Genomic DNA, 23,387 nt, shown 5'->3' with positions numbered 1-23,387 from the left:
GCGAGCCTGCAGGACCTCGCGCTCCCTCTTTCTGCCAGTCCCTTGTGTCGACTTCCCTGTTTATGGAGCTTGCTGACTATGATTTCTGACTCGCTTACACGACCTCTTTCAAGGACGACCGTGGCGCTGCTCGCATTGAGCCTGTCGCCATTGGCCTCGGCAGCCGACGTTACGCTGGACACCGGCACCACCGCCTGGATGATGACCGCGACGATGTTCGTGTTGTTGATGTGTGTTCCGGGCCTGGCGTTGTTTTATGGCGGCATGGTCCGGGCCAAGAACTTTCTCTCGATGTTCACCCAGTTGTTCGCGGTCGCTGGAGTGATCGGCGTGCTGTGGGTGGTCTACGGCTACAGCATCGTGGTTGATGCCACGGGCATGGTCGCTGGCGAAGTCAATCTGCACAGTTTCATCGGAGGATTGAGCAAACTGTTCATGCTCGACATGACCCATGACAGCCTGGTGGGCAACATTCCCGAAGGTGTCTACAGCGTGTTCCAGATGTCCTTTGCGATCATCACTCCGGCGCTGATTGCCGGTGGTTTCGCCGAACGCATGAAATTCAGCGCGGCAGTGGCGTTTATGGCGCTGTGGTTTACCTTCGTCTATGCGCCTATCGCACACATGATCTGGGGCGGGCCAGGGGGGCTGTTGGTCAACTGGGGTGTGCTGGATTTCGCCGGCGGCACCGCGGTGCATATCAATGCGGGCGTTGCGGCACTGGCGGCGTGCCTGGTACTGGGCAAGCGTAAAGGCTACCCGAACCTCGCCATGCCCCCGCATAACCTGGGCTTCACCCTGATGGGTGCCGGTTTGCTGTGGGTCGGCTGGTTCGGCTTCAACATTGGCTCGGGTGCTGCGGTGAATACGGGTGCTGGCATCATTATGCTCACCACCCAAGTCGCCGCGTGCGCGGGTGTCGTCGGCTGGATGCTCACCGAAACCCTGATTCATGGCCGTCCCAGTGCCCTGGGCGCAGCGTCCGGTGCCTTGGCCGGTCTTGTCGGCATCACCCCGGCCTGTGCCTACGTCGGTCCGGCGGGCGCCATCGCAATAGGTTTGATTACCGGCGCGGTGTGTTTCTTCGCCGTCAGCCAGCTCAAGCAGAAACTGGGCTACGACGACACACTGGACGTGTTCAGTCTGCACGGCATCGGCGGGATCGTCGGCGCACTCCTGACCGGGGTTTTCGCGTCGCCTTCGTTGGGTGGTTATGTCGAGAACCTGGAAATCGGCGCTCAAGTGCTGACCCAGTTGAAGGGGGTCAGCTTCACCTTCGTCTATTGCTTTGTCGTGAGCATGATCATCCTCAAAGTACTGGAATGGACCATCGGCCTGCGTGCCAGCGAAGAGAACGAAGCGATGGGCCTTGACCTCGCGGAGCATGATGAGCGGGCGTATAACGTTTAATTGATAGCGGTAGTCGAAACGCCTCACGGAGTGGGGCGTTTTGACAAGGTGCCAAAGGCTACGCGTGACGTGGTGATTCAACAGGCGGTGTGCCGTCGTGAAACAGCCCTTTCAGTTGTGCGCGTAACTCCGGTGAATCAGTATGTTTGTGAACAGTGACCGCATGCTGTGCAGCCGCCTCAAGCAATTCTTTTTCAGAGTCTGCGGACAGCGCGACCGAGCAGTTGATTTCGCTCGGGAATTCGCGGCAATCGATGTATTTGCGGGCCATGATGTTCTCCTCATAAGAAGGCAGGCCATGAAGCCTGCGTGAACGACCGCTCGACACATTGCGCGGAATACATGCAATACAACTACGCGTGGCATCAAGCGTAATCATCTTGCGCAAGGCCTCGATGGGCATAAAAACTCCCCGAGAATCGCTTGGCGCACTACGAAAAAGCCCGCACATGGCGGGCTTTGAAAATCAAGTAGGTGGCCGGCGCTGGTCTCCGGCTTACAAGGTTTATCAGGACTCTCACAGAAAAGTTTTGTGCCTTCCTGCTTCGCACGGCATAAGGGCTGGATCTCAGCGCGGAGATCTTTCTAACCGTGTACCCTTCGGAACGCGCCCCACGTTTCCTTGCTATCCTTTTGCGCATCAGTCTGCGTCTTCACCTACAACTTCAGAATAGCAAAAAGTCCTCAACGCTGGCCGGATTTTTTAGAACGATTTTGCTCGGGGGGAAGGCAGGCAAGATGGAAAACTACTATCCCAAGGCTGCGGCGATATCTCGGCCTATGACGGGACCGTGGAGGACTCTCCCAAAGGATGAATATGACATTGACTGTCGAAAGGTTGGTCAGGATAGCAATGGCCAATCCAATAAACGCTCAAATTACCTCACGCTTGCCTTCACTCGGTTTGAGTCAATGCATGCTCACTGCGGGCTGCCTGTTCCAGGCCGTCTGGAATCATCAGTCACACCGGCCTTCAGCGTGGGGGGTTAAGGATTACGACGTTTTTTACTTCGACAATGATCTGTCCTGGGAGGCCGAGAATGCGGTCATCGACTCCGCTCAGCGTCTCTTCCAAGACCTTGACGTTAACGTTGATCTCAAGAATCAGGCGCGCGTCCACCTTTGGTACGGTCAACGGTTTGGCAGGTCTTACCCTCAGCTTCAGTCGGTCAAAGACGGCATTGATCGTTACCTGATTGCGGGTACGTGTATTGGGCTGGATGCTGAAACGGGTGAAGTCTATGCGCCCTACGGCCTGGCCGACGTCGAGCAAGGGGTTCTTCGTATCAATCCAAAAAATCACCAGCCGGACTTGTTCGAGCAGAAGGCGAAAAGTTATCAGACTCGCTGGCCTTGGCTCAGGATTTCAGGAACCGACCTTTCATAAAGGTAGCAACATTGACGCGGGCCCTCGGGCGCTGCGATTTCAGCGCTGTGCCTTTAGATGTATTTTTGGAGAGTGCTCGTTTGGAAAACGTCTGAGCTGTTTCTGCTAGTCTGCCGAGCCCGGAAATTAACAAAGCCAGGCTCAACCCAATGATCAATATCCGTGTCATGACTATGGACGATTACGATGCCGTCATCGACCTCATGAAGCGCACTCCCGGCGTCTCCTTCCGTGCTGCGGACTCTCGTGAATCGACCTCAAGTTATTTAGAACGAAATCCCGGGATGAGTTTCGTTGCTGAAGACGGAACCGTTCTCTGCGGCTGCATCATGTCTGGACACGACGGCCGCAGAGGGTATTTGCAGCATTTGGTTGTCCTTCCTCAGTATCGGCGTCAAGGCATAGCAAATGCGTTGGTAGAGCGCTGTCTTTCGAGTCTTGAGAAACACGGAATACTTAAATGTCATCTCGACGTGTTCAAGACAAATACGACAGCTGCTGACTATTGGCACAGCCAAGGTTGGCAGCTCAGGTCCGATATTGATCGGTATTCGTTTACCCGATCGGATAATGAGAACGCATGACCGAGTAGACCGAACCAGCATCGGTGGTGTGATCAAGGATATTGAAAACATGCTCGCCGCAGCATAATCAGAACCGCTTCCCCTCAAGCCCCGTGACTCGGGGCTTTGTCGTAAGTATCCTCCTCAATCCAATTCGAAGATGTTAAGCATGAACCTACGCAAAATTGCAGTGGGGCTGTCAGCCCTTGTTTTGTTCTCGACGGGTGCGGCAGAAGCTCGCAGCCTGCTGGACTTCATCAACCCACCCAGCCAGCATCAAGAGCAAGGGCACCGCTCTGGCTCAATCAGCCAGAGCGTGGCGATTGACCTCTATTCAAGCAAAGAGAAGCAGGCATCGTTTGATGGGTGTGCCGACCTGTTCCCGGCAGCCAAGCCGATCAGCATGGCTATTGTGCCCGCAACAATGAAACCCTTGGCCCTGTGTTCCGATAACTTTGCGGTGCTGTACTCGCAAACCAGCAAGACTCCTATGGTTGTGGTTGAACGCCTTAATTCAGCCCAGCTAAATGATGCCAAAGGTGAGGAACGAACCAATCAGTTCTATCCGGACCCACGTATTCCCAAGAGCGGGCGGGCAGAGTTGAGCGACTACCGTGGCCAACATCCGGCAGTGGATCGTGGCCACCAGTCTCCGGCAGCAGATGCACCGAATCCGAATGCAATGGCCCAGTCCTTTGCGCTTTCGAACATGGTGCCGCAAGACCCCACCAATAACCGGAAGATCTGGAGCAAGGTCGAGTCTGATGTCAGAAAGTTCGCGAAGCGAGCCGATGGCAATGTCTTCGTCTTTACCGGACCGCTCTTTGACACTGGCCATACCACCATTGGCGACAACAAGGTCTGGGTACCTACCCGCCTGTTCAAACTGGTCTACGACGCTTCGTCCAAGCGGGCCTGGGCCTATGTGCTACCCAACGCGGAAACCCGCATCGAGAGGCCGATGGACTATGAGACATTCGTGAAGACTACGGGGCTCGACCTGTTGGAAAATCTACCGGTCTCTGGTTCGGTGGTTCGCTCTTGATCTTCGAGAGTCCACATTCCTGATGGTTTCGGTCTTGTCGGTGAGCAGACACTGGAACAGTCCATGACAGCAGGGCGATTCATTAGGGGCGCCGCGCCTGTAGCGAGTGATCAGGTTTTTTCTGCTTCTGACAGGGCCTTGGCCACTACGGCAGGCAAGCTTCCGGGCGCCCTTATACGCATCTGCTTGTTCAAATTAAAACGACCGAACACAACCGTGATGTCAGAAACCGAGACGTCAAACTCTCGGGCGAGAAACTTAACCATGTGGTCAGTCGCCCTGCCTGCTACGGGGGCGGCGGTGACGCTAATCTTGAGTTGACTTCCTTTCGCCTTGCCGATGGCATCCTTTTTGGCGCTCGGAGTTCCAAGTATGTTCAGAACTAGAACCTCTCCATCCCACCCACAAAACGAGGACATCTCAACGCCACGGCCGGATGATTTCTTTTTGGTAATCGCTTTTGCTTTCTTCACATGGATCCTGCGTGGTTTGAATAAAAATGCCTAAGGAAGGTCTGAAGTAAGCAGCCGTTTCTTACGGCCTCGTTGTTTGAGGTTCAAAAAACGGTGATTTAATCGAAAATCAGACCTTTCCTCCTCTCAGTTCGCTGTTTTTTTGCTGAATAGCCCTTTTTCAGGACTCATTGTCCACATCACAGGCGCACCTCGTCTGCATTAAACAGCCTTTTTCGCATCATCCACAGGTTCGACAAGGCAAACAGTATGGTCTGCTGCGCGGTGTTTTTAACCAAGCCCCGGAAGCGGACTTTCGTATAACCAAACTGGCGCTTGATCACCCGGAATGGATGCTCAACCTTGGCCCGTACTTGAGCTTTCACGTATTCGATTTTGCGGCGCACGCGACCGATCAGGCTCTTTTTTGCATGCCTCTTATAGCTGCTGGGTTGCGCTGCGATCGACCTGAGTCACGTCCGCCACATTCGCCGCCGTACCTACTACGCTATGCACCAAACCGGATTCAGCATCGACACCGATGTGCGATTTCATCCCGAAATAGTACTGATTTCCTTTCGTTGTCTGGTGCATTTCAGGGTCACGTTTACCGTCTTTGTTCTTGGTCGAACTGGGCGCATGAATGATCGTCGCATCGACCACAGTACCCTGACGTAGCAGCAAACCTCGGTCGCCCAGATAGCCGTTGATAACCTGCAAAATCCAACCGGCCAGCTCATGTTTTTCCAACAGCCGACGGAAGTTGAGGATTGTCGTTTCATCCGGAATTCGATCCAAATGCAGCCCGGCAAACTGGCGCACAGTCGTGGTTTCGTAGAGGGACTTTTCCATCGCTGGGTCTGCTTACGTTTGCCAGTGCATTCGGCATCAGCGAAGGACATTGGCTTCATCGGGGCTCAACCGTTCAGTTCGTGGGGCAGGCGTATTTCACCAGATTTTGAAGTCTTTTTCAGAGTTTCCTTAGCGGTAAAGGCATTACGATGTCGCGTGATTCTGTCGCAGGTGCTCAATGAGCATGCGACATGAAATGCGATAGATGCGGCATTGAGAAGTAGGGATGTTAATCCGATATGCTCGGCCCCCCCCCACTCAGCGCAAAGATCTGGAGCCGCAGCGAGGTGCGCGGGCGAGCTTGTACCTGTCACGACTGACCGGGAATGGCCGATTGTGTTGAAAAAGTTGGCTTCAGTGTTGCCGCTTACACTCAAAAAAAGTTTAAGTTTGGATCCTGAACGCCGAAAACTAATGGAAGGATATATCGTCACCGGCGCAAAGCGCCGTACTAGGGCCGTTTCAAGGGACTGGAAATGCTAAGTCAGATCTATATCCGTTTAATCATCACTGTCACCACGGCATTGATACCCGGGCTGGCAACTGCCGTAGTCACGAGTGAGAGTGCCCATAGGGCTGATCTCTTAGGCGTCTATCAGGCAGCTCTGCAGAACGATCCCCTGATTTCTGCCGCTCGGCACGCTTTCGAAGGTCAGGTAGAAGCCGTCCCCCAAGCGGTGTCGGGACTCCTGCCTAACATCAGTGCTGGGACCAAGACGGAAATGACGCGCCTTGATCGTGATCGTCCTGCCCTCACTCGTGACCGCAGCGGCAACACTTTTCAAGCCAATTTAAGCCAACCGCTGTTCCATGCAGACCGTTGGTATCAACTCAAGACAGCCCAGTCATCCGTTGACCAGGCTGAACTAGAACTCGCTGCCAAAGAACAAACTTTGATTTTGACCTCCGCACAGGCCTATTTCGAGACTTTGCGCGCGCTAGATTCACTAGCGGCCGCCAAAGCCGAAGAGGCAGCCTTGCTTCGCCAACGAGACCAGGCTCAAGGCAAGTTGGCTGGAGTTTGACCAGGTGCATTTCCGGTATCGGCCTGATGGGTCTGAAATCCTACGGGGTATTAACCTCACCATTGAAGCCGGTGAGGTTATCGGAGTAGTCAGCCGTTCGGGGTCGGGCAAGAGCACTTTGACAAGGCTGCTACAGAGGATGTACGTCCCCGAGCGGGGGCGCGTGTTGGTCGATGGCATGGACCTGGCGCTCGCCGACGTCTCTTCGCTACGGCGTCAGATCGGTGTAGTGCTTCAGGACAACATGCTATTCAACCGCAGCATTCGAGAAAACATTGCCTTGGTGGACCCGGGTGCGCCGCTTGAGGCTGTCATCCGTGTCGCCACTTTGGCCGGTGCGCACGACTTCATCATGGAACTGCCCGAGGCGTACGACTCTGTCGTTGGTGAACACGGTGCTTCACTATCAGGTGGACAGCGACAGCGCGTTGCGATCGCCCGGGCACTGATGGGTAATCCGCGAGTACTGATCTTCGATGAAGCTACCAGCGCCCTGGATTATGAATCGGAGCGCGTCGTTCAGCAGAGCATGAAGTCGATCTGCAAAGGACGCACTGTGATCATCATTGCCCACCGGCTTTGGGCGGTGAGGGACGCAAATCGCATCATCGTCGTGGATCGAGGCCAGATTGTGGAGCAAGGGAGTCACGCAGAACTGTTGACTCACCAAGCTGGCCATTACTCAAGGCTGCACCGTTTGCAACAAGGAGGTAGTCATGTCCAAGCCTGAGCAAAATGGCCTCGTCCATCGTTATAAGCGCGCCTGGAAGCAGTCCTGGAAGCATCGGCACTCCATGCAGTCGCCGCATCGGATAGCCCATGAACTTCAGTTCCTGCCGGCAGCCTTGGAGCTACAGGAAAAGCCGACCCATCCAGCACCCCGCGCGATGCTGTGGGGCATCGTCCTTTTCGCCGCCGTAACGCTGGTATGGGCGTGCGTGGGCAAAATCGACATTGTTGCGAAGGCTAGCGGGAAAATCATACCCAGCGGCAAGAGCAAGGTCATTCAGTCGAGCGAAACAGCTGTAATCAAGGCAATACATGTGGTCGATGGCCAACTGGTCAACGCGGGCGACGTGCTTCTCGAACTCGATTCGACAGCCGCAGAAGCTGATGTTGGGCGGGTAACCAGCAATCTGGTAGCTGCACGAGTTGACAAGGCTCGATCAACAGCAATGCTGGATGCCATCAGTTCGACCCCCCCCCCCCGAAATCATTGGTCAACAGGATCATCGGCGCCGATCCCTCACAAGTACTGGCCGCCGAACGATGGGTCCAAGGTCAGTACCTAGAATACCGTAGCAGCCTCGATACCGCAGCAGCTGAAGTACAGCAACGCCAGGCGGATATCCAGTCAGCGCGCGCGCAGGTAGCCGGGTTGCAGAAGAGCCTTCCTATCGCCACCAAGCTGGCAGTTGACTACCAGCACCTGCTTGAGAAGCAATACATCGCGCGACATGCCTACTTGGAGAAGGAACAGGCCCGTCTGGAGATAGAGCGGCAACTGAGCGTGCAGGAAGCAAGCCTCATGCAGTCTTCAGCATCTCGGCAGGAAGCCGAACGCCGATACGACGGTATCGTTGCGCAGACCAGGAGAGCCATGCTTGATTTGCTACAACAGTCGGAGCAGAAGGTTAATTCGCTTGCTCAAGATCTGGCCAAGGCTCAATACCAAGACCAGTTGACTATTCTGAGAGCGCCCGTCAAAGGAACGGTTCAGCAACTGAACGTCCATACTATTGGGGGAGTGGTCACTGCAGCGCAGCCCCTCCTTACATTGGTGCCAGAGAACCAGCCTGTCGAGGTGGAGGCCATGCTGGAAAACAAGGACGTGGGGTTTGTTCATCCATATCAGAAAGTCACGGTCAAAGTCGAGATGTTTACGTTCACTAAGTACGGAACTGCTAGGGGCGAAGTGATAAGTGTTTCTGATGATGCTATTGAAGATGAAAAAAAAGGTCTGATATATAGTACAAAAATCAGACTGGTCGACAATCACTTATCTGGGGGTGACCAAAATATGGTACTCAGTCCTGGTATGGCTGTGACCGTTGAAGTTAAAACAGATAAAAGGCGAGTTATTGATTATTTTCTCAGTCCGCTGGAGCAGCATCTCAGTGAAAGTCTAGGCGAAAGATGAGAAGTAGCGTATTCGATATTGCCGATCATAGGTAAAGTTTGGTTGGTAGGTTTGATGCTTAAGATAATCAAGGAATGTATGCATATTATACAGTTATTTTTCGGGAACAAGCTCCGCGAGGCAGCTACAACTCTGCCAAAAATCTGCGAATATATCCAATCTGCACCCATTAAAAGGGAATTTTAAGCATGACTAGCATCATTGCTATTGAGCTATCCTTATGATATTCATCCTTTTCTGTTATCAATTTTCAGCCATCATCGGATCAATGGTTTTTAGCTATGTCTTATATAGGATGACCAAGCTGTGGTCGCTTGCTTGGATAGTGTTAATTGCGCTAATTTCTTGCGTAATTATTCCTGATAAAATTGCCGAGGAACACTGGCGAAGAATTTGCAGTTCTGACGGGGGAGTGCAAATTTATAAAAAGGTTGTAGCTCCAGGATTTTATATTGAAGGAACAACCGATAGCTTTATGCAAGAAATGCTTGGAAAGGGTTACTCTCGCGTAGAAACCAAGAGGATTATAGACGGTAAAAACAGCATTGTTTCATACTTCATCTCAGGTAATGGAGTTAGTAAGTCGACAACCAGTGGAATTGCTAGTGACTATCGAGTGGTAGATAGAAATTCTACACACAAGGGTTACTATACCGCTGAGACTGTAATTGAGAATAGCGCAGGAGTGCAGTTGGCGACGGACCGGACATTATATTTTTATGGTGGGCGCGTTTTTAAAAGTCTTAGAATCCTAGCCGGCGGCTCTGATCTGGATAAAAATCAATGGCTGTATATGTGCCCGTCTTACCCAGATCCAACACAACTAATACTTCAAACGATTCAGCCCGATCCATCGCAAAAGGACTAGATGATGACAATTTCCCAACTAAGTGATTATGCTCAGTTAGCAGATGCTACGTATGCTGACTTGCCATCACAATACAGTGACGACCAAGATATTATTTCAGCCCTGATGAGAGAAAGAGGGTTCTCTCAATAGCAGGCTATTGATTTTACGACCAGATACCAAACGTTATATCCTCTCTCAAACGACTCCGTAGGATTTGCTGCTGCTATATACAGGGATAAAAATACTGGCGAGACGATTTTTGCTATACGGGGATCCGAGGATAAAAAAGACTTTTATGAGGATGCTGCCGCAATAGGTTTATCAGGCATAGCGCTAAATCAAGCTGTTAGTCTTTTTAATTTCTATCAGATTTGGCGCGGTTCAAGCGCCGAAGCGAAAGCCGCGACACCACCGCGTTAACTATTTTGAAGAGAGGTTGAAATGGGTCAGGCAACTTGGACAGTCCAGAATACGCGCCCATTCAAAGCAATTATGTTTCTGTTAGTGCATTTGTTAGTTTCGGCCTGCCATCAAAAGCAAGTGGATCCTGCTTATGTTCGTGGAACGCACCAAAATTTCTGTATGGCTCTGGCGAATCAGGCGTCTGAAAAAAAATATGGGATACCAGCTGATCAGAGCGTAAAAGTGGAAACTAAAAAAACTACCGTATGGATAGGCGCTAGTGAATTTACTTTTGGAGTGGATGATGTTTTTTATCTTAGAAATAAGTATTTAGCCGAGCCTCGCAAAAACGAAAACCCCGAGTATGTAGAAGGGATTTGGGCCGGCGCCAGATATAGCGTAGAGGAACTGGCACGCCATTATCCAAATGTATTTAACTCCGGCTCCAGTGAGTCAGCTATATTTTATCTTGATATTAGTTGTTCGCCGGGAAATAAGCCGGGAAACTTAAATAAACTGCGCATATTTAATAAGGTCGAGGGCGCGGATGAAAAACTTGGACTCCTAAACTATACGTATCGCAACGGAGTGACAAGCATTCCTCTCAATAATGCCATTAAAAACCCTGATGGTACTCCGATTCTGATCGACTGCGACAGTGTGAATAAAACATGTAGTGCGGCATTTTCCCTTGAGCCAGATATGCTAGTTAAGTACAGCTATCCGCTATCGCAACGTTCAAATTGGTTAAAAATACAGCGATTTATAGTTAATGCCCTTACTCAAGCAAAGGAGTGAGAGTATGAATAAAGAACTCACTGAAAATCAAATTAATGAGCTGGCCGCCGAAGCGAAAAGGGCTTCAGAGCAAGCAGTTGACGTAATCGGAGCCTACGCTTTCACTTACGCGATGATCTTAAGTTTTATCGATCCTGAAGCGACTGAGTTGCTTGCGGACTTGAAGAGCAATGATCCGTTGATAGGTGCCGGCGCGGCTACAGAAATGTTTGCATTGCTACATCGATCTGATGCAAATGTGCGCGATATTGCTATCTGGTTGGTTGGCGCCTATATGGTTAACAGCGGTATAGGCGGTAATCCCCCCTGAAAAAAGTACTCGTCGGAAGTAGAATTTTCTCCTAATCGGATCAAGGAAATTTTGCGTGAAGACATCGCGTTTTTCGGACAGTCAAATCATGGCTATCCTCAAGCAAACTGAGGCTGGAACCCCAGCGTCGGAGCTGTGCCGCGAGCATTGCATCAGTTCGGCTACGTTCTACAAGTGGCGTACCAAGTTCGGCGGTATGGATGCATCGTTGCTGACTCGGCTGCGCGAGTTGGAGGACGAGAATCGTCGACTAAAAAAAATATACGCCGAAGAACGTCTTAAAGCCGAAATTATCCAGGAAGCCATGGCAAAAAAGTGGTGAAGCCATCGCGGCGACGAGAGAGGGCGCAGGAAATGGTTCGCTCAGGTCGGCGCAGCATCAAGTTGGCGTGCCTAGCTTTCAGGGTTAGCCTCACGTGCTATCGCTATCAGCCGCGTTTGGCGCCTGAAAACGCCGAGATCGCCAATAAACTGGTCCAACTCACGTACAACCAGCGGAACTGGGGATTTGGCTTGTGCTTTCTGTACCCGCGCAACGTGAAGGGCTATCGGTGGAACCACAAGCGGGTGTAACGGATTTACCGCGAACTGGAGCTGAATCTGCGGATCAAGCCGCGTAAGCGCATCGTGTGCGAGAAGCCTGAGCCGCGGGCTGTTGCTGAGGCCACCAACCAGTGCTGGTCGATGGATTTTATGCACGATCAGTTAGCTGATGGGCGTAGTTTTCGGATTTTTAATCTGATTGACGACTTCAACCGCGAAGCCCTGGGCATGGAGATTGATGTGTCGCTACCGGCTGAGCGTGTGGTGCGTGCACTGGATCAGGTTATTGAATGGCGTGGAAAGCCGCAGGCGATCCGCAGCGATAATGGTCCAGAATTCATCAGCACCAAGCTCGCTGAGTTGGCCAAGAAGCGGGGCATCCGACTTGACTTTATTCAGCCGGGCAATCCGCAGCAGAGTGCCTATGTTGAGCGCTATAACCGTACTGTGCGCTATGACTGGCTGGGACATTACCTGTTTGAGTCGATAGCTGAAGTTCAGGACTACGGTACGAACTGGATCTGGACATACAATCACGAGCGCCCGAATATGGCCCTCGGCGGCATTACCCCAAAACAGAAGTTGGCCCTGGTGGCCTGACCTCTATTTCTGGTGAGTATTAGGAATGGGGGGATTACCCGTGACTCCCGCCTCAACATTCAAAATCGCGATAAGCCTGATGGGCTTCGACGCGGCTTTTTTGCAAGACGAACATTTTCCGACTTTGCCATACCATCGAGGTGATCCCGAAAAAAACAATGGCCTTGATCGTGCCTGTATCAGTTCCTCTTTGAAGATTTCCCCTCACGAGCAAATAATTTTTTTGAAGAGGCTGGTGAATCGCCAATTGCCCGTGAGTCCTCATGCCTTTGATATGACGAGTCGGATTTTGCAAATCGCCCAGCGACCCGACGGTTGGGATGTTCACGGCAAAACAGGCACGGCCTTCCCTCAAATGGAGGACGGAAGCAGCGATGAAGCCCACGGATACGGCTGGTTTGTTGGCTGGGCGACAAAGGATGAGCACTCGCTGGTTTTCGCCTGTCTAGTTCAAGACGATCGCGTGCAACCTGTTCCCGCAGGACTACGAGTACGAGATGCGTTGATGGAGCAATGGCCTCAGCTATCGAACTCGCTAGTGAAATGAGATGACTGAAGCGCAGCCAGTTTCCATATAGAGCCTGAACGGAGCCATGTGCGTCCCCGCGTAACAAAATCTAACATCCACGCTTTAGCCCGCTCAGCCATGGCCGATATAGAGGAAGGCCACGTACGTATGCCACCTATACGTCACGCCACCCACTAATAAGAGCCCAGCCATGAACCCACTGACCCTCTTCAACAAGGCCCGAGCCAACGCCCAAGGCGCTGTGAGCGTGACTTGCACCGCTGGCGAACTTGACCAAGCCCTGGCTGGCCTGCGCATAGACCCGGTGCTGGTCACCGGATTTGTTTCCCCTTACCTGGACATCGACCAGATCGCCGCCAAGGTCAAACGGCGCTTTGCGCACAGTGCTATCAGCCTGTGCACTACATCGGGGGAGTTGTGCAACGGCGCGAACACACTGTACTGCGCGACCGGTGACAGTTGGGACCGGGTGGTGTTGCAACTGTTTGACGCCAGTGTGATTGTGTCGGCCGAGGTGGTCATGGTGCGGCTGGAGTGTGAAGACATTCGCAGCGGCGGCAAACGCCTGGCGATGCGCGAACGGATCGCCAAACTGGTAGGTAACATCAAGCAGGCGCAGGTGCGGACGGCCATTGACCACCGCGACACCTTGGCGTATGTGGTGTTCGATGGCCTTTCGGCATCCGAATCGTTCTTTATGGAAGCGCTTTACGAGTCTGGGCGCTTCCCTTGCCTGTTCGTCGGCGGCTCTGCAGGTGGCAAGCTTGATTTTAAAAAGACCCTGATCAGCGATGGCCAGCGCAGTTATCAGAACCACGCGCAAATTGTCTTCTTGAAGACCGCCGCGGATGTACGCTTCGGGGTATTCAAAAGCCAGAACTTCCAACCTGCCGGGCTGAGTTTCAGCGTGCTGACCGCTTCGGTTGAAGACCGCACCATAGACCAGGTTATCGACAGCCGCGGCAACATCAAGAGCATGGTGCAGGCACTGTGCGACGCATTCGAGTGCAGCGCTCAGGCACTGGAAAAAAAGCTGGCCGATTATTCATTCGCCATCCGTGTGGGCGATGAACTGTTCGTGCGCTCTATTGCCCGCATCGACTATCAACAGCAGATTGTCCAGCTGTATTGCGACGTCGCGCCCGGCGAAGAAATGGTGATGGTAAAGCGTACGCCCCTTCGCGATGCCACCCGTACCGACTACGAGCAATTCCTCAGAGGTAAAGGTGGCCAGCCGGTTGCGGCCATTCTTAACGACTGCATCCTGCGCCGGCTTAACAACAGCAGCGAGCTGGGCAGTATGGCCGGTATTTTCGGTAATGTGCCCTTGGCCGGTTTCTCGACTTTCGGTGAAATTCTGGGCTTGAACCTTAACCAAACGCTGACGGCGATTTTCTTCTTTCGAGTCGCCAAGGGCGCCAGTTTTACCGATGAATTCGTCGACAATTTCATCGCCCACTACGGCGAATTCAAGGCATTTTTCCTGCGCCGTCAGGTCAAGAAACTAGCGGGTCTGAACAATTTAGTGGTCAAGCAGATCATGGCGTTCAAGAACCATGACTTCAGCAGCGCCTTGGATACCCGCGGACTGGATAGCACGATTTTGCCAGTGTTCGACGGCCTGGCGGACCTGGGCCAGGTATTGGCCCAGGCCAGCCAACAGCAAGAGCAGATGGCCACGCAAATCAAGCATTACTCGGGCGAGCTGCACTTGTCGATGGACGAGTTGGCGGGCACCATAGACCGGCAAAACACCGTCGCGGCGCAAGCCGGGACTACCGTTGAGCGCCTTACCACGCAAGCGGGTGAAGCGGTGGTAGGCGCCCGCGCGCTGGCCGGCTCAAGTTTGCGTATCCAGTCGATCGTGCAAGTGATTCAGCAAATCGCCGGGCAGACTAACCTGCTCGCACTCAACGCCGCCATCGAAGCGGCGCGGGCCGGCGAAATGGGCAGAGGGTTTGCGGTGGTGGCGGACGAAGTGCGTAAGCTGGCGGAAATTACCCGCAAGAATGCCGCTGAAATTGGCGTCGATATTGACCTGCTGTCAGGCGAGATCCAGCACGTCGCGCAACAGATCGAAGACCAGTCCGTGGCCGTGGACGCCCTGCGCGAGATGCTCGATGCCTTGGAAGACTCAAGCCGCACGACTGAAGGCACGGCGCAACGCACAAAGACCATCGCTGATACCTTGACCGGGTTGACCCACTCCACGGTTTAAGAGGCCGATCACAGTGGACCGGCGCTTTACCCTGCCTCCCTCACCAAGCATTATGGGCCGCTAGCACTATTGCCAAAGGTGCCGGACATTCGTGGTGAAAAGGAACTGCAGTTGAACGAACAGACATTGTCCATGCGCCTTGAACGCGTGGCGGCGCATATGCCAGCAGGTGCGCGCCTGGCCGATATCGGCTCGGATCACGGCTACTTGCCGGTGGTGTTGATGCGCCGTGGAGCCATCACGGCGGCGGTGGCCGGTGAGGTGGCACTGACGCCGTTTCGCTCGGCCGAACGCACCGTGCGCGAGAACGGCCTGGACCAGCGGATCACCGTGCGCCTGGCCAATGGCCTGGCGGCGATCGAGCCGGGAGACGGGATCACGGCGATCAGCATTTGTGGCATGGGCGGCGAGACGATCCGCGACATCCTCGACAGCGGCAAGGCGCGCCTGAGCGGCCAGGAGCGCTTGATCCTACAGCCCAACGGCGGCGAGCAGCCACTGCGCCAATGGTTGATGGAAAATGGCTACCGCATCCTCTGCGAGGAAGTGCTGCGGGAAAACCGTTTCGACTACGAGATCATCGTCGCCGAGTGCGCCGGGCCGGTGATGTACACCGCCGAGGAGCTGTACTTCGGCCCGCTACAGATGCAGGCCCGCAGCCCGGCGTTCCTGGTCAAGTGGCAGCGCATGCTGCGTCAGAAACAGCAGACCCTGACCAACTTCGCCCGTGCGCGGCAGGCCGTGCCCGAGGAGAAGGTGCAAGACATCGCCCGGCAGGCCCGGTGGATCACCGAGCTGCTGGCTTGAGCATGACGAAGCGAGGGTCAATATGAATCGCCCTCAAATTCTCAGACACATCTGAATGACAGCTTTTGGCCGGTCATTGCCTCGAAACTTGTGGGTCTCATTCGATGCAAATGGCGGGTCAGTCGCAACATCGGACGCGATCACTGTCCGGGAACGGCCTGGCCTGGCTGCCCCTCGGCGCTGTCGAGGAACACGTTGCGGAGGGTAGGCTGTTGTCGGTGCTCGACGAGTGGGCGACAACGTTTACCGGCTACCACGCCTACTACGCCAGTCGACGTGCCTCGCCGGCATTGATGTTGGTCGTGGAGGCGTTGCGGCCTCCAGAAAACCGGTGAATGGTATCGGGCTGTGGAAGGCCGAAGGTGGCGGCTTGATCTGAATTTGCAGTGAGGCGACTGTCTCGTAGCGCCAAGACCCGATTGTGCATTCGCGCATCGGATATGAATGTCCGCGTGCCGGCATCAAACTCATCGCACCGAGGGTCGGCAATGGGGCGTTGGCTGCCGATCACGACGCCGTACTGATGGCGCGATCCAACAGCGGACACACTTGCTGTGCTCGCTCAGCAAGCACATTTCGCAGTGCCTGCATCTGAGCCATACGCTCGTCCAGCAAAGCGATCTTTTGTGCGAACAACTCTGCCAGATGATCGCTGGACTCACCTTCGGTACTCCACAGCAATGGCAGGTTCTCACCGATTTCTGTTAAGGAAAAACCTAACTGTTGCGCCAGTTTGATGTACCCCAGCAGTTGCAATGTTTCCTGCGGGTAGAGCCGGTAGCCATTGGCGGTCCGCTGAGGCTTGATCAGGCCTCTCTCTTCATAAAACCGCAAAGCGTCTACGGAAACGCCCGTGCGCTTTGCGACATCTCCGATTCTCATACTCATGGTTTCTCGCATTGACTCTGGACCTAACACCAGGCTTTAGCCTCAGGGCCCAAACTGTGAGGGATGAACATGATCAACGCAAATCAAAACCTGAAAATCGTTTGCGCCAGCGCCTGGTACGACCTAGTGGCGACGGCGGGCTTCATGACGCCTTGGACTGCGTCGCTTTGTCTGAGTGGATTTGCAGTTTTATCAAAGGCCTTGGGGCTAGCCCGCCCGGTCCCTGCGCTGGACGTAACCCAAATGCTTTTCGCCAACTTGCTGGGCAGCGTGGTGGTGGTCTGGTCGCTGTGGCGGCTCAGACACCCTAGTCGCGCTGTTGGACTTTATGATGCGCTGGCTAGAGGCTTGTTTGCTTCGTGGCAGCTCTACGCTGTTGCCAATGGCGCAAGCTTCCTGATTCTTGGGTTTACTTTTCTGGAGGTGGTCTTCGCAATCGCCCAAAGCATGCCGGTGATCGATAAAGAAGCGGCCGTCGGGTAATCTCCGTTGGCGGCGTGGTGTTCATCGTTGGCGTTCTGGCCATCGTCTGGCAAGTAGCCTGCGACGTGCTGTTCCGCGTCCGCTCCAGCGAACCCTCGACGCAAGGCAGCGATGCCCGGGCCGACGTGTCGACCTGCCCGTACTCGGCCACGGGCAAGGCGGAAAAAGCACGCTAGACTAAAAAATAGGCGCGACGCCCGGCAGGGCAGGTCGGCATCAACCGGTGCCTGGGTCCAGGCGTACAGGCTTCCAGGTTTACGCGGGCCATTGGCGGCCCAGGGAGACGTGATGAGCAAGCTTCAGCGGTGGTTGAACTCGCAGGGCAGCACCCCGTTGTGGGTGGTCTTCTGGCTCTACGGCGTAGTCCTCAGCAATGTACTGTTTGGCCTGATCCTGATGGCTTTCAATCAGGTAACCATCCCTCTGTTTGGCCTCATGCTGCTAAGTTTTGTGGTTTATACCGCGTGCGTGCTCAATGCCGTATGGCGCAATGCGGATAATGTCGGTGAACCCCTATACGGTCAGATTGCTCGCTTTCTAACGGTGGCCTGGTCGATCAATGCGGTACTGGTTTCCGGGTTTCTCTTCCTGAGCCACCTGAATGCCGTGGTCTCCCCACTGCCGTTTCCCTTCTAATCCCCAATAAGCCAAGGCCCGTAATGCGGGCCTTGGGTATTCAGCGTCTTCACTGCGGCCCCTCTAGCCTCGGCTGACTTGGCCGCGGGCGTTGACGATTGCTAAAATCAGCCGAAAGGAGTCCTTCGGATGTGCCTGAAAAAACAGGGGCAAGCCCAATCGGGTGTGCCTGCTCACTAAATCGAAGGCCGCTCTGCCGGCATACGTGGAGAGCCCCGAATGAAGTTGAGCATCAGTCGTTTGTCGGCCCGAGACATCAACTTGATCGCTGCTGTCGCCATTGTGCTTCTGTTTTTCTGGGGGCTGGGCAACGTGCCATTTCTCAGTGTCAACGAAGCTCGTCGAGCAGTCACCGTGCGTGAGATGCGCGCAGCGGGGGGCTGGCTTTTGCCCTACATGAACGGTGAGCTGTACCTGTCCAAGCCGCCGTTTTTTTATTGGATAAGCCTTATTTCGACCGCCGCGCTGGGCAGCTTGTCCGAGTGGAGCGTTCGCCTGCCATCGGCGCTGTCTGCGACATTGTGTTGTGTCGGAGCCTATCTGTATGGAGCTAAGCAGGGAGGGCGGCAGGCAGGTTTGTTCGCCGCAGTATTTCTGGCCGCAAACGCGGGGTTCAGCCTGTTTGCACGCCGCTCGGAAATTGAGATGCTGTTGACCCTGCTGTGTTTTGGTTCCTTGATGGCAGCTTGGCAGTATGTGTTCAACCAGGGACGAGTCGGTTGGAGCCGACTCAGTTACGCGCTTCTGGGTTGTGCGCTGTTGACCAAGGGGCCGGTCTGCCTGTTGTGGGTGACGGCGCCTATTCTGGCCTATGCCTTGATCTATCGAGACGCCAGGGCCAAGGCCTACTTATGTGATGGCTGGGGCTGGTTGGTCGCCGCTGTGGTGGGCAGTTCCTGGTATGTGGCGGTGTCTCTGACGCTGGGTTGGGGTATCTGGGCGTCGATCATTAACGAAGACATCGTGAAAAAAATCGACGGGCAGGGTGCTGAGTCCTGGTACGCCTATCTGCAGTACCTGGCCGGAGACTTCTTTCCATTCTGGTTGATTGTGTTCGTGCAGCCTCGGAAATTCTGGGCGCTGATTCGCGAGCGTCGCGAGGCGGCCATGCTGCTGTGCTGCAGTCTGCTGCCATTGCTGGTTTTTTCTCTTTTCACCGAAAAGCATGCCAAATATCTGTTGCCGACTTACCCGGCTATCGCGCTACTGCTGGCCCTGCACTGGGCGGCGTTGTTTGAAGATACCAAGGGACGCTGGCGAGTTTGCCTCGCCATTGTTCCATACGTGATGCTGGCCGGATTTTTAGTGTTTTACGTGTTCATCGAGTCGCGTGCACTGGCTTATCGGGTCGACGGCCTCGAACAAATCGCCACCCTGTCGGCCGAGCACCCTGGTCAAAATGCCTACAGTGTGGGTGAACCGGATATTCGGTTGGTCTATTACATGGGGCGTCCGGTTGTGCCACTCACGATTGAAGAGGTGCAAAGAAAAAGCGAGTCACCGGGGCTACTGTTCGTGCAGCAACCCTTGGCGCAAGAATTGCTGGGCCTGGCATCGTGCAAACTGGGCGAGATTGAGCCGTATTTGAAACCACACCGCTCAGCGCTTCTCATCCAGTTGGGGGCCCACTGCCGCTGATCCCGCGCTCTTCATACCCGCGAACTGTCGAGCCACTCCACTGACGTGCGCCAGGCGCAGATACCCAAAAAATAGGCTGACATCGTGAGCCACAGCCCCATCACCATCGGGTTGCTGTCGGGATGGTTCATAACCAGCGACAGGCTGCACAGCAGCCAAATGGAGGTCACTGCAATGTTGATCGGCATGAATCGACGGACGCGGAAGGGGTGAAGGAACTTGATCCGGGTTAGGGTCAATAGCGCCAACCCGATAATGGTGATCAGCGTTAGCCAGGGCGTCGGGGAAATAATGTAAAGACACAGGGTGACAACGTTCCACGCTGCCGGGAAGCCCTGAAAGTAGTTGTCCTTGCTCTTCATGTTTACGTTGCAGAAGCAAAAGAGTGACGAGACCAGGATTAGCGATATGGTCAGCAGCAGGGTGTAGTCCGGTAGCGGGATATAGCGATAGATGAACAGGGCCGGGATAAATACATACGTCAGGTAGTCGATGACAAGATCCAGGACGGACCCGTCGAAACCCGGCAGTACGGACTGGACATTGACCTTACGGGCCAGCGCACCGTCCAGTCCATCCACTATCAGGGCGACGCCTAGCCACAGCAGGCAGGCTTTAGGCTGATTTTCGAATAATGCGATGGTCGCCAAAAAGGCAGTGACCACGCCGGTGGCGGTAAAACCATGGGCGCCCCATGCTTTGAGTCTGGCTATGCGTAGAGTCGATATCACGGGGACGTTCTCCAGGAAGTAAAGCAGTCCAGTGACCACCCTCGACGGGGTCACTGGAAAACCTAGCTAGGTTGCAACTATCGACCGGATATCCGGTGATAAGGTTCACCGGCAAGACGTATTTGGGGCTGCGACTCACTTTGTGGCTTGGCAGGACAGTACTTCTAAGCTGTGTTGCTCGCAGTGGCTGCGAGCGGCAAACAAAAAACTCTACAACGATGGCGTGGCCTCAAGGGAAGCCGATCGAAAGGTCTCCTGCGGTTCGCTTTCGACCTCGGGCCTTACTCTTTGCCGCTTTCGATGGCGCGCTGGGCTTGCTCCAGTTTCTCGATATCGGCTTTGCTTAGCTGAGGCCGGTCGATCTTCAGGGTGATCTTGTTCAGCTTGCCGGTGAAGGTGAACGGCGGCAGATAATCGGCGTCGTTGACCCCTGTGAGGGTGTCAGAGCCGATATCCAGGCTTTCGTCCCATGCCAGGGTGAAGGGCAAACTGTGGTCCATTTTGTGTTGATCCGCCAGCTTGCCATCTACCTTGAGGGTGCCCATACCGCCGCGACCGACACCGGAGAAATTGTTGAACCCCAGCGTCTCGGCGCCCAGGCCGTCGTACTTGAAGTCGAACTCCAGCACATGCTTGCCCGGCGTGAGTGCGTCGGCACCTTCCCAGCGCACTCGCTCCAGATCGATCAGGTTCCACAAGAACACCGGTTTACTCTTCAGGACATAGAAACCGTAGCCGGCGAAGCGTCCGCCTTGGGTGATCAGCATGCCTTCGGCGCCGTTTTGCGCAACCTCCACCTCGGCAGTGAAGGTGTAGGAGGTATTCAGCACGCTCGGCGCGTCACCATTGGGCGTACCAATCAGCGGATGGGTCCAGGTGAACATATTGCGCCCGGCTGTAATGCTCGGTCTCGGGGCGATCATCCGTGGCAGTACCGAGGTATCCAGCGGCAGTACCTGATACTTGCGTGCCTCGTCCATGAACATGGCCTGCATCTGCTTGAGCTTTTCGGGATGTTGCGTCGCCAGATCGGTGGACTGCGAGTAGTCCTCGTTCAGGTTGTACAGCTCCCATTCCATCTTCATCGGATCGGTTGCTTTGGCGGTCATGTCCCACGGTGCCCGCACGACCTTGGTACTGGCGATCCAGCCGTCGTGATAGAGAGCATGGTCGCCCATCATCTCGAAGTACTGGGTCTTGTGGGTAGAGGGCGCTTCGGCGTTGGCCTTGTCGAAGGTGTAGAGCAGGCTGGTGCCCTCGATCGGTTTCTGGACAATGCCATTCACCAGCTTTGGCGCACTGATGCCGGCGGCCTCCAGGATGGTCGGTACGATGTCGATGACGTGGTGGAACTGGGAGCGGATGCCGCCCTTGTCAGTGATCCGCGCAGGCCAGGAAATCGCCATGCCCTGGCGCACGCCGCCCATGTGCGAAGCTACCTGCTTGACCCACGTGAAGGGCACATCGAAGGCCCAGGCCCAGCCAGCGGCCATGTGGTTATAGGTCTGGTCGGTGCCCCAGGCGTCATAGAATTTCTTCAGCTGCAACTCGACCGGTATTTGCACGCCGTTGAACATGGCGACTTCGTTGGGTGTACCGAACATCTGGCCTTCAGAGCTGGTGCCATTGTCGCCAGTGATATAGATGATCAGGGTGTTGTCCAGCTTGCCCATATCCTCGACAGTCTGGATCACCCGGCCAATCTCGTGGTCGGTGTAGGCCTCATAAGCGGCGAACACCTCAGCCTGGCGGATATACAGCTTCTTCTGGTCGGCGCTCAGGCTGTCCCATTCGGGCAGCAGATCTTTTGGCCAAGGAGTCAGCAGGGTGTTCGGCGGGACCACGCCGAGCTTCTTCTGGTTGGCGAAAATGGTCTCGCGCAGCTGGTTCCAGCCGCCGTCGAAGAGGTGCATGTCGCTGACTTTCTTGATCCACTCCTGCGTCGGGTGGTGCGGCGCGTGGGTGCCGCCGGGCGCGTAGTAGACAAAAAACGGTCGGTCCGGCGTCAGCGCGTTCATGCGTTGCATGTAGTCGATCGCATCGTCGGCCATCCCCGTGGTCAGGTTCCAGCCGGGCTTGCCCTCGAACGGATAGATCGGTGTGGTGTTGCGGAACAGATTGGGTTGCCACTGATTGGTGTCACCACCGACAAAACCGTAGAAGTACTCAAAGCCCATGCCGGTTGGCCACTGATCGAAGGGGCCGGCCTGGCTGGCCTGGAAGGCGGGAGTGTTGTGATCCTTGCCGAACCAGGAGGTGTGGTACCCATTCTCCTGCAGTATGCGGCCGACAGTCGCCGTGTCCTTTTCAATGACGCTGTCATAGCCGGGATAGCCGGTGGCGGCTTCTGAAACAGTCCCGAAGCCGACCGAGTGATGGTTGCGTCCGGTAATGAGCGCTGCGCGGGTAGGCGAGCACAGTGCGGTAGAGTTGAAGTCGTTGAAGCGCAGGCCGTTGGCCGCGATGCGATCCATGCTCGGCGTCGGGATCACCCCGCCAAAGGTACTGGACACACCATAGCCGGCGTCGTCGGTGATTATCAGCAACACATTCGGCGCGCCCTTGGGCGGGACTATCGTCGCCGGCCAGTAGGGTTTTGAGCTTTGCGCGATGTCCGTGATCGAGCCCTCGAACGGCAGGTCGGGCGCGGGTAGCTGCTGCCCTGAAATCACTCGGGTGGTGCTGGTTGCGCCGGGGGGGCCATTGAGTTGATCGGCGTGTGCGCAGCCGATGAATACACCGAGGCCAAGGGCGAGGCATCGTAGCAAGGGGTGGACAGTTCGCCGAGCTGAGGTTGAACGAGGGACACTCATCATGTGCTCCGGTGCGGGCATGCGCCGCTACGTGTCGGTTACTGCTCAGGCTGATGATAGCTTTTGGTTCAAATTTGGCTCGGGTTGTCCTGTTTTAACCGACAGCCGTAAGCCTGATCAATCTCGCCGTGCGGCTCGCTGGCGCTGAAGTTCTGGCGCTGTCTGTAACCCGTATGGCCTTTGACAAGAGAGGTACGGTGTCTATAACTGATCCTGACGTCAGAAAGGCTGAGCAATGACCTCAGCCTGAAGGAAACCAAGGGGCGC

22 protein-coding genes and 5 pseudogenes are annotated in these 23,387 nt (G+C 54.9%); 21 read left to right on the top strand and 6 right to left on the bottom strand.

Annotation, left to right across the window (positions count from 1 at the left end):
• The first annotated feature begins 78 nt into the window (after nucleotides 1-78).
• Complete coding sequence (locus K0F75_RS00895; protein ID WP_219059883.1) at nucleotides 79-1,410, top strand: ammonium transporter; 1,332 nt, start codon at nucleotides 79-81, stop codon at nucleotides 1,408-1,410.
• Between the two features lie 58 nt (nucleotides 1,411-1,468).
• On the opposite strand, the gene K0F75_RS26025 is transcribed toward K0F75_RS00895, so the two are convergent.
• Nucleotides 1,469-1,681: a DUF1059 domain-containing protein gene (locus tag K0F75_RS26025; protein WP_219060327.1), complete on the bottom strand. Its 213-nt coding sequence runs from the start codon at nucleotides 1,679-1,681 to the stop codon at nucleotides 1,469-1,471.
• A gap of 546 nt (nucleotides 1,682-2,227) precedes the next feature.
• On the opposite strand from K0F75_RS26025, the gene K0F75_RS00885 reads away from it, so the two are divergent.
• From K0F75_RS00885 to K0F75_RS00875, 3 genes are all read left to right on the top strand, one after another.
• Nucleotides 2,228-2,797, top strand: coding sequence for a nucleotidyltransferase family protein (locus K0F75_RS00885; protein ID WP_219059882.1), 570 nt, complete (start codon nucleotides 2,228-2,230; stop codon nucleotides 2,795-2,797).
• 149 nt (nucleotides 2,798-2,946) lie between these two features.
• Entirely contained in the window at nucleotides 2,947-3,381 is a 435-nt protein-coding gene (locus K0F75_RS00880; RefSeq protein WP_219059881.1) for a GNAT family N-acetyltransferase, read from the top strand.
• A gap of 148 nt (nucleotides 3,382-3,529) precedes the next feature.
• A complete protein-coding gene (locus K0F75_RS00875; protein WP_219059880.1) occupies nucleotides 3,530-4,405 on the top strand; it encodes a DNA/RNA non-specific endonuclease in 876 nt (291 codons plus the stop codon).
• A 110-nt stretch (nucleotides 4,406-4,515) separates the two neighbouring features.
• Here the strand turns inward: K0F75_RS00875 and K0F75_RS00870 are convergent, their stop codons facing one another.
• Both K0F75_RS00870 and K0F75_RS00865 read right to left on the bottom strand, forming a co-directional pair.
• The gene (locus K0F75_RS00870) at nucleotides 4,516-4,878 is read right to left on the bottom strand and encodes a DUF167 family protein (RefSeq protein ID WP_219059879.1); all 363 of its coding nucleotides are present in this window, start codon (nucleotides 4,876-4,878) and stop codon (nucleotides 4,516-4,518) included.
• Nucleotides 4,879-5,057: 179 nt separating this feature from the next.
• A pseudogene (locus tag K0F75_RS00865) lies at nucleotides 5,058-5,721 on the bottom strand (IS5 family transposase); the annotation flags it as partial.
• 464 nt (nucleotides 5,722-6,185) lie between these two features.
• Here K0F75_RS00865 and K0F75_RS00860 point away from each other — a divergent pair.
• The 13 genes and pseudogenes from K0F75_RS00860 to K0F75_RS00810 all read left to right on the top strand — a co-directional run.
• Nucleotides 6,186-6,722 (top strand): annotated as a pseudogene (locus K0F75_RS00860) (TolC family protein); the annotation flags it as partial.
• A gap of 1 nt (nucleotide 6,723) precedes the next feature.
• Nucleotides 6,724-7,464 (top strand): annotated as a pseudogene (locus tag K0F75_RS00855) (ATP-binding cassette domain-containing protein); the annotation flags it as partial.
• Nucleotides 7,451-8,026 (top strand): biotin/lipoyl-binding protein, encoded by a 576-nt coding sequence (locus K0F75_RS25510; protein ID WP_257604217.1) that lies wholly within the window; start codon nucleotides 7,451-7,453, stop codon nucleotides 8,024-8,026. The pseudogene K0F75_RS00855 and the gene K0F75_RS25510, both read left to right, overlap by 14 nt.
• A complete protein-coding gene (locus K0F75_RS25505; RefSeq protein ID WP_257604216.1) occupies nucleotides 7,951-8,874 on the top strand; it encodes an HlyD family type I secretion periplasmic adaptor subunit in 924 nt (307 codons plus the stop codon). The genes K0F75_RS25510 and K0F75_RS25505 overlap by 76 nt, the downstream gene beginning before the upstream one ends.
• Nucleotides 8,875-9,094: 220 nt before the next feature.
• The gene (locus tag K0F75_RS00845) at nucleotides 9,095-9,742 is read left to right on the top strand and encodes a hypothetical protein (RefSeq protein ID WP_219059877.1); all 648 of its coding nucleotides are present in this window, start codon (nucleotides 9,095-9,097) and stop codon (nucleotides 9,740-9,742) included.
• Nucleotides 9,743-10,165: 423 nt separating this feature from the next.
• Nucleotides 10,166-10,924: a hypothetical protein gene (locus tag K0F75_RS00840; RefSeq protein ID WP_219059876.1), complete on the top strand. Its 759-nt coding sequence runs from the start codon at nucleotides 10,166-10,168 to the stop codon at nucleotides 10,922-10,924.
• 4 nt (nucleotides 10,925-10,928) lie between these two features.
• On the top strand, nucleotides 10,929-11,234 hold the full coding sequence (locus K0F75_RS00835; RefSeq protein WP_219059875.1) for a hypothetical protein: 306 nt from the start codon (nucleotides 10,929-10,931) through the stop codon (nucleotides 11,232-11,234).
• A 55-nt stretch (nucleotides 11,235-11,289) separates the two neighbouring features.
• Nucleotides 11,290-12,377 (top strand): annotated as a pseudogene (locus tag K0F75_RS00830) (IS3 family transposase).
• 40 nt (nucleotides 12,378-12,417) lie between these two features.
• Nucleotides 12,418-12,924, top strand: coding sequence for a penicillin-binding transpeptidase domain-containing protein (locus K0F75_RS00825; RefSeq protein ID WP_219059874.1), 507 nt, complete (start codon nucleotides 12,418-12,420; stop codon nucleotides 12,922-12,924).
• 172 nt (nucleotides 12,925-13,096) lie between these two features.
• Nucleotides 13,097-14,251: pseudogene (locus K0F75_RS26125) on the top strand (FIST signal transduction protein); the annotation flags it as partial.
• 195 nt (nucleotides 14,252-14,446) lie between these two features.
• Nucleotides 14,447-15,124, top strand: a complete 678-nt coding sequence (locus K0F75_RS26120; protein ID WP_374028589.1) for a methyl-accepting chemotaxis protein — start codon at nucleotides 14,447-14,449, stop codon at nucleotides 15,122-15,124.
• A 111-nt stretch (nucleotides 15,125-15,235) separates the two neighbouring features.
• Nucleotides 15,236-15,931 carry a tRNA (adenine(22)-N(1))-methyltransferase TrmK gene (locus K0F75_RS00815; protein ID WP_306823014.1) on the top strand — a complete coding sequence of 232 codons (696 nt, stop codon included), beginning with the start codon at nucleotides 15,236-15,238 and terminating at the stop codon, nucleotides 15,929-15,931.
• Between the two features lie 104 nt (nucleotides 15,932-16,035).
• Nucleotides 16,036-16,266 carry a LysR substrate-binding domain-containing protein gene (locus K0F75_RS00810; protein WP_219059871.1) on the top strand — a complete coding sequence of 77 codons (231 nt, stop codon included), beginning with the start codon at nucleotides 16,036-16,038 and terminating at the stop codon, nucleotides 16,264-16,266.
• A 172-nt stretch (nucleotides 16,267-16,438) separates the two neighbouring features.
• Here the strand turns inward: K0F75_RS00810 and K0F75_RS00805 are convergent, their stop codons facing one another.
• A complete protein-coding gene (locus tag K0F75_RS00805; protein WP_257604215.1) occupies nucleotides 16,439-16,819 on the bottom strand; it encodes a MerR family transcriptional regulator in 381 nt (126 codons plus the stop codon).
• 63 nt (nucleotides 16,820-16,882) lie between these two features.
• Between K0F75_RS00805 and K0F75_RS00800 the strand changes: the two genes are divergently transcribed.
• The 4 genes from K0F75_RS00800 to K0F75_RS00785 all read left to right on the top strand — a co-directional run bounded on the left by K0F75_RS00800 (nucleotide 16,883) and on the right by K0F75_RS00785 (nucleotide 19,576).
• The gene (locus tag K0F75_RS00800; RefSeq protein WP_257604214.1) at nucleotides 16,883-17,302 is read left to right on the top strand and encodes a hypothetical protein; all 420 of its coding nucleotides are present in this window, start codon (nucleotides 16,883-16,885) and stop codon (nucleotides 17,300-17,302) included.
• A gap of 17 nt (nucleotides 17,303-17,319) precedes the next feature.
• Nucleotides 17,320-17,478 (top strand): hypothetical protein, encoded by a 159-nt coding sequence (locus K0F75_RS00795; RefSeq protein WP_219059870.1) that lies wholly within the window; start codon nucleotides 17,320-17,322, stop codon nucleotides 17,476-17,478.
• Between the two features lie 112 nt (nucleotides 17,479-17,590).
• On the top strand, nucleotides 17,591-17,938 hold the full coding sequence (locus tag K0F75_RS00790) for a hypothetical protein (protein ID WP_219059869.1): 348 nt from the start codon (nucleotides 17,591-17,593) through the stop codon (nucleotides 17,936-17,938).
• Nucleotides 17,939-18,157: 219 nt separating this feature from the next.
• Complete coding sequence (locus K0F75_RS00785) at nucleotides 18,158-19,576, top strand: glycosyltransferase family 39 protein (RefSeq protein ID WP_219059868.1); 1,419 nt, start codon at nucleotides 18,158-18,160, stop codon at nucleotides 19,574-19,576.
• Between the two features lie 11 nt (nucleotides 19,577-19,587).
• Here K0F75_RS00785 and pcsA read toward each other — a convergent pair whose 3' ends face one another.
• Nucleotides 19,588-20,307 carry a phosphatidylcholine synthase gene (gene pcsA / locus K0F75_RS00780; protein WP_219059867.1) on the bottom strand — a complete coding sequence of 240 codons (720 nt, stop codon included), beginning with the start codon at nucleotides 20,305-20,307 and terminating at the stop codon, nucleotides 19,588-19,590.
• A 281-nt stretch (nucleotides 20,308-20,588) separates the two neighbouring features.
• Nucleotides 20,589-23,075: an arylsulfatase gene (locus tag K0F75_RS00775; protein ID WP_219059866.1), complete on the bottom strand. Its 2,487-nt coding sequence runs from the start codon at nucleotides 23,073-23,075 to the stop codon at nucleotides 20,589-20,591.
• Between the last annotated feature and the right edge of the window lie 312 nt (nucleotides 23,076-23,387).

The organism is Pseudomonas sp. UMAB-08 (genome assembly GCF_900095225.1).
In the GTDB taxonomy this organism is placed as follows: domain Bacteria; phylum Pseudomonadota; class Gammaproteobacteria; order Pseudomonadales; family Pseudomonadaceae; genus Aquipseudomonas.
The sequence above is the reverse complement of the archived record's forward strand: the minus strand, read 5'-3'. Positions and strand labels throughout refer to the sequence as shown.

What these genes read in the sequence shown, in the direction of transcription:
- K0F75_RS00800 (WP_257604214.1), top strand. Translation starts at nt 16,883, where the DNA reads ATGAACATGATCAACGCAAATCAAAACCTGAAAATCGTTTGCGCCAGC.
- K0F75_RS00835 (WP_219059875.1), top strand. Translation starts at nt 10,929, where the DNA reads ATGAATAAAGAACTCACTGAAAATCAAATTAATGAGCTGGCCGCCGAA.
- K0F75_RS00880 (WP_219059881.1), top strand. Translation starts at nt 2,947, where the DNA reads ATGATCAATATCCGTGTCATGACTATGGACGATTACGATGCCGTCATC.
- K0F75_RS26025 (WP_219060327.1), bottom strand. Translation starts at nt 1,681, where the DNA reads ATGGCCCGCAAATACATCGATTGCCGCGAATTCCCGAGCGAAATCAAC.
- K0F75_RS00845 (WP_219059877.1), top strand. Translation starts at nt 9,095, where the DNA reads ATGATATTCATCCTTTTCTGTTATCAATTTTCAGCCATCATCGGATCA.
- K0F75_RS00785 (WP_219059868.1), top strand. Translation starts at nt 18,158, where the DNA reads ATGAAGTTGAGCATCAGTCGTTTGTCGGCCCGAGACATCAACTTGATC.
- K0F75_RS00805 (WP_257604215.1), bottom strand. Translation starts at nt 16,819, where the DNA reads ATGAGTATGAGAATCGGAGATGTCGCAAAGCGCACGGGCGTTTCCGTA.
- K0F75_RS26120 (WP_374028589.1), top strand. Translation starts at nt 14,447, where the DNA reads ATGGCGTTCAAGAACCATGACTTCAGCAGCGCCTTGGATACCCGCGGA.
- K0F75_RS00810 (WP_219059871.1), top strand. Translation starts at nt 16,036, where the DNA reads ATGCAAATGGCGGGTCAGTCGCAACATCGGACGCGATCACTGTCCGGG.
- K0F75_RS00895 (WP_219059883.1), top strand. Translation starts at nt 79, where the DNA reads ATGATTTCTGACTCGCTTACACGACCTCTTTCAAGGACGACCGTGGCG.
- K0F75_RS00790 (WP_219059869.1), top strand. Translation starts at nt 17,591, where the DNA reads ATGAGCAAGCTTCAGCGGTGGTTGAACTCGCAGGGCAGCACCCCGTTG.
- K0F75_RS25510 (WP_257604217.1), top strand. Translation starts at nt 7,451, where the DNA reads ATGTCCAAGCCTGAGCAAAATGGCCTCGTCCATCGTTATAAGCGCGCC.
- K0F75_RS00885 (WP_219059882.1), top strand. Translation starts at nt 2,228, where the DNA reads ATGACATTGACTGTCGAAAGGTTGGTCAGGATAGCAATGGCCAATCCA.
- K0F75_RS00875 (WP_219059880.1), top strand. Translation starts at nt 3,530, where the DNA reads ATGAACCTACGCAAAATTGCAGTGGGGCTGTCAGCCCTTGTTTTGTTC.
- K0F75_RS00840 (WP_219059876.1), top strand. Translation starts at nt 10,166, where the DNA reads ATGGGTCAGGCAACTTGGACAGTCCAGAATACGCGCCCATTCAAAGCA.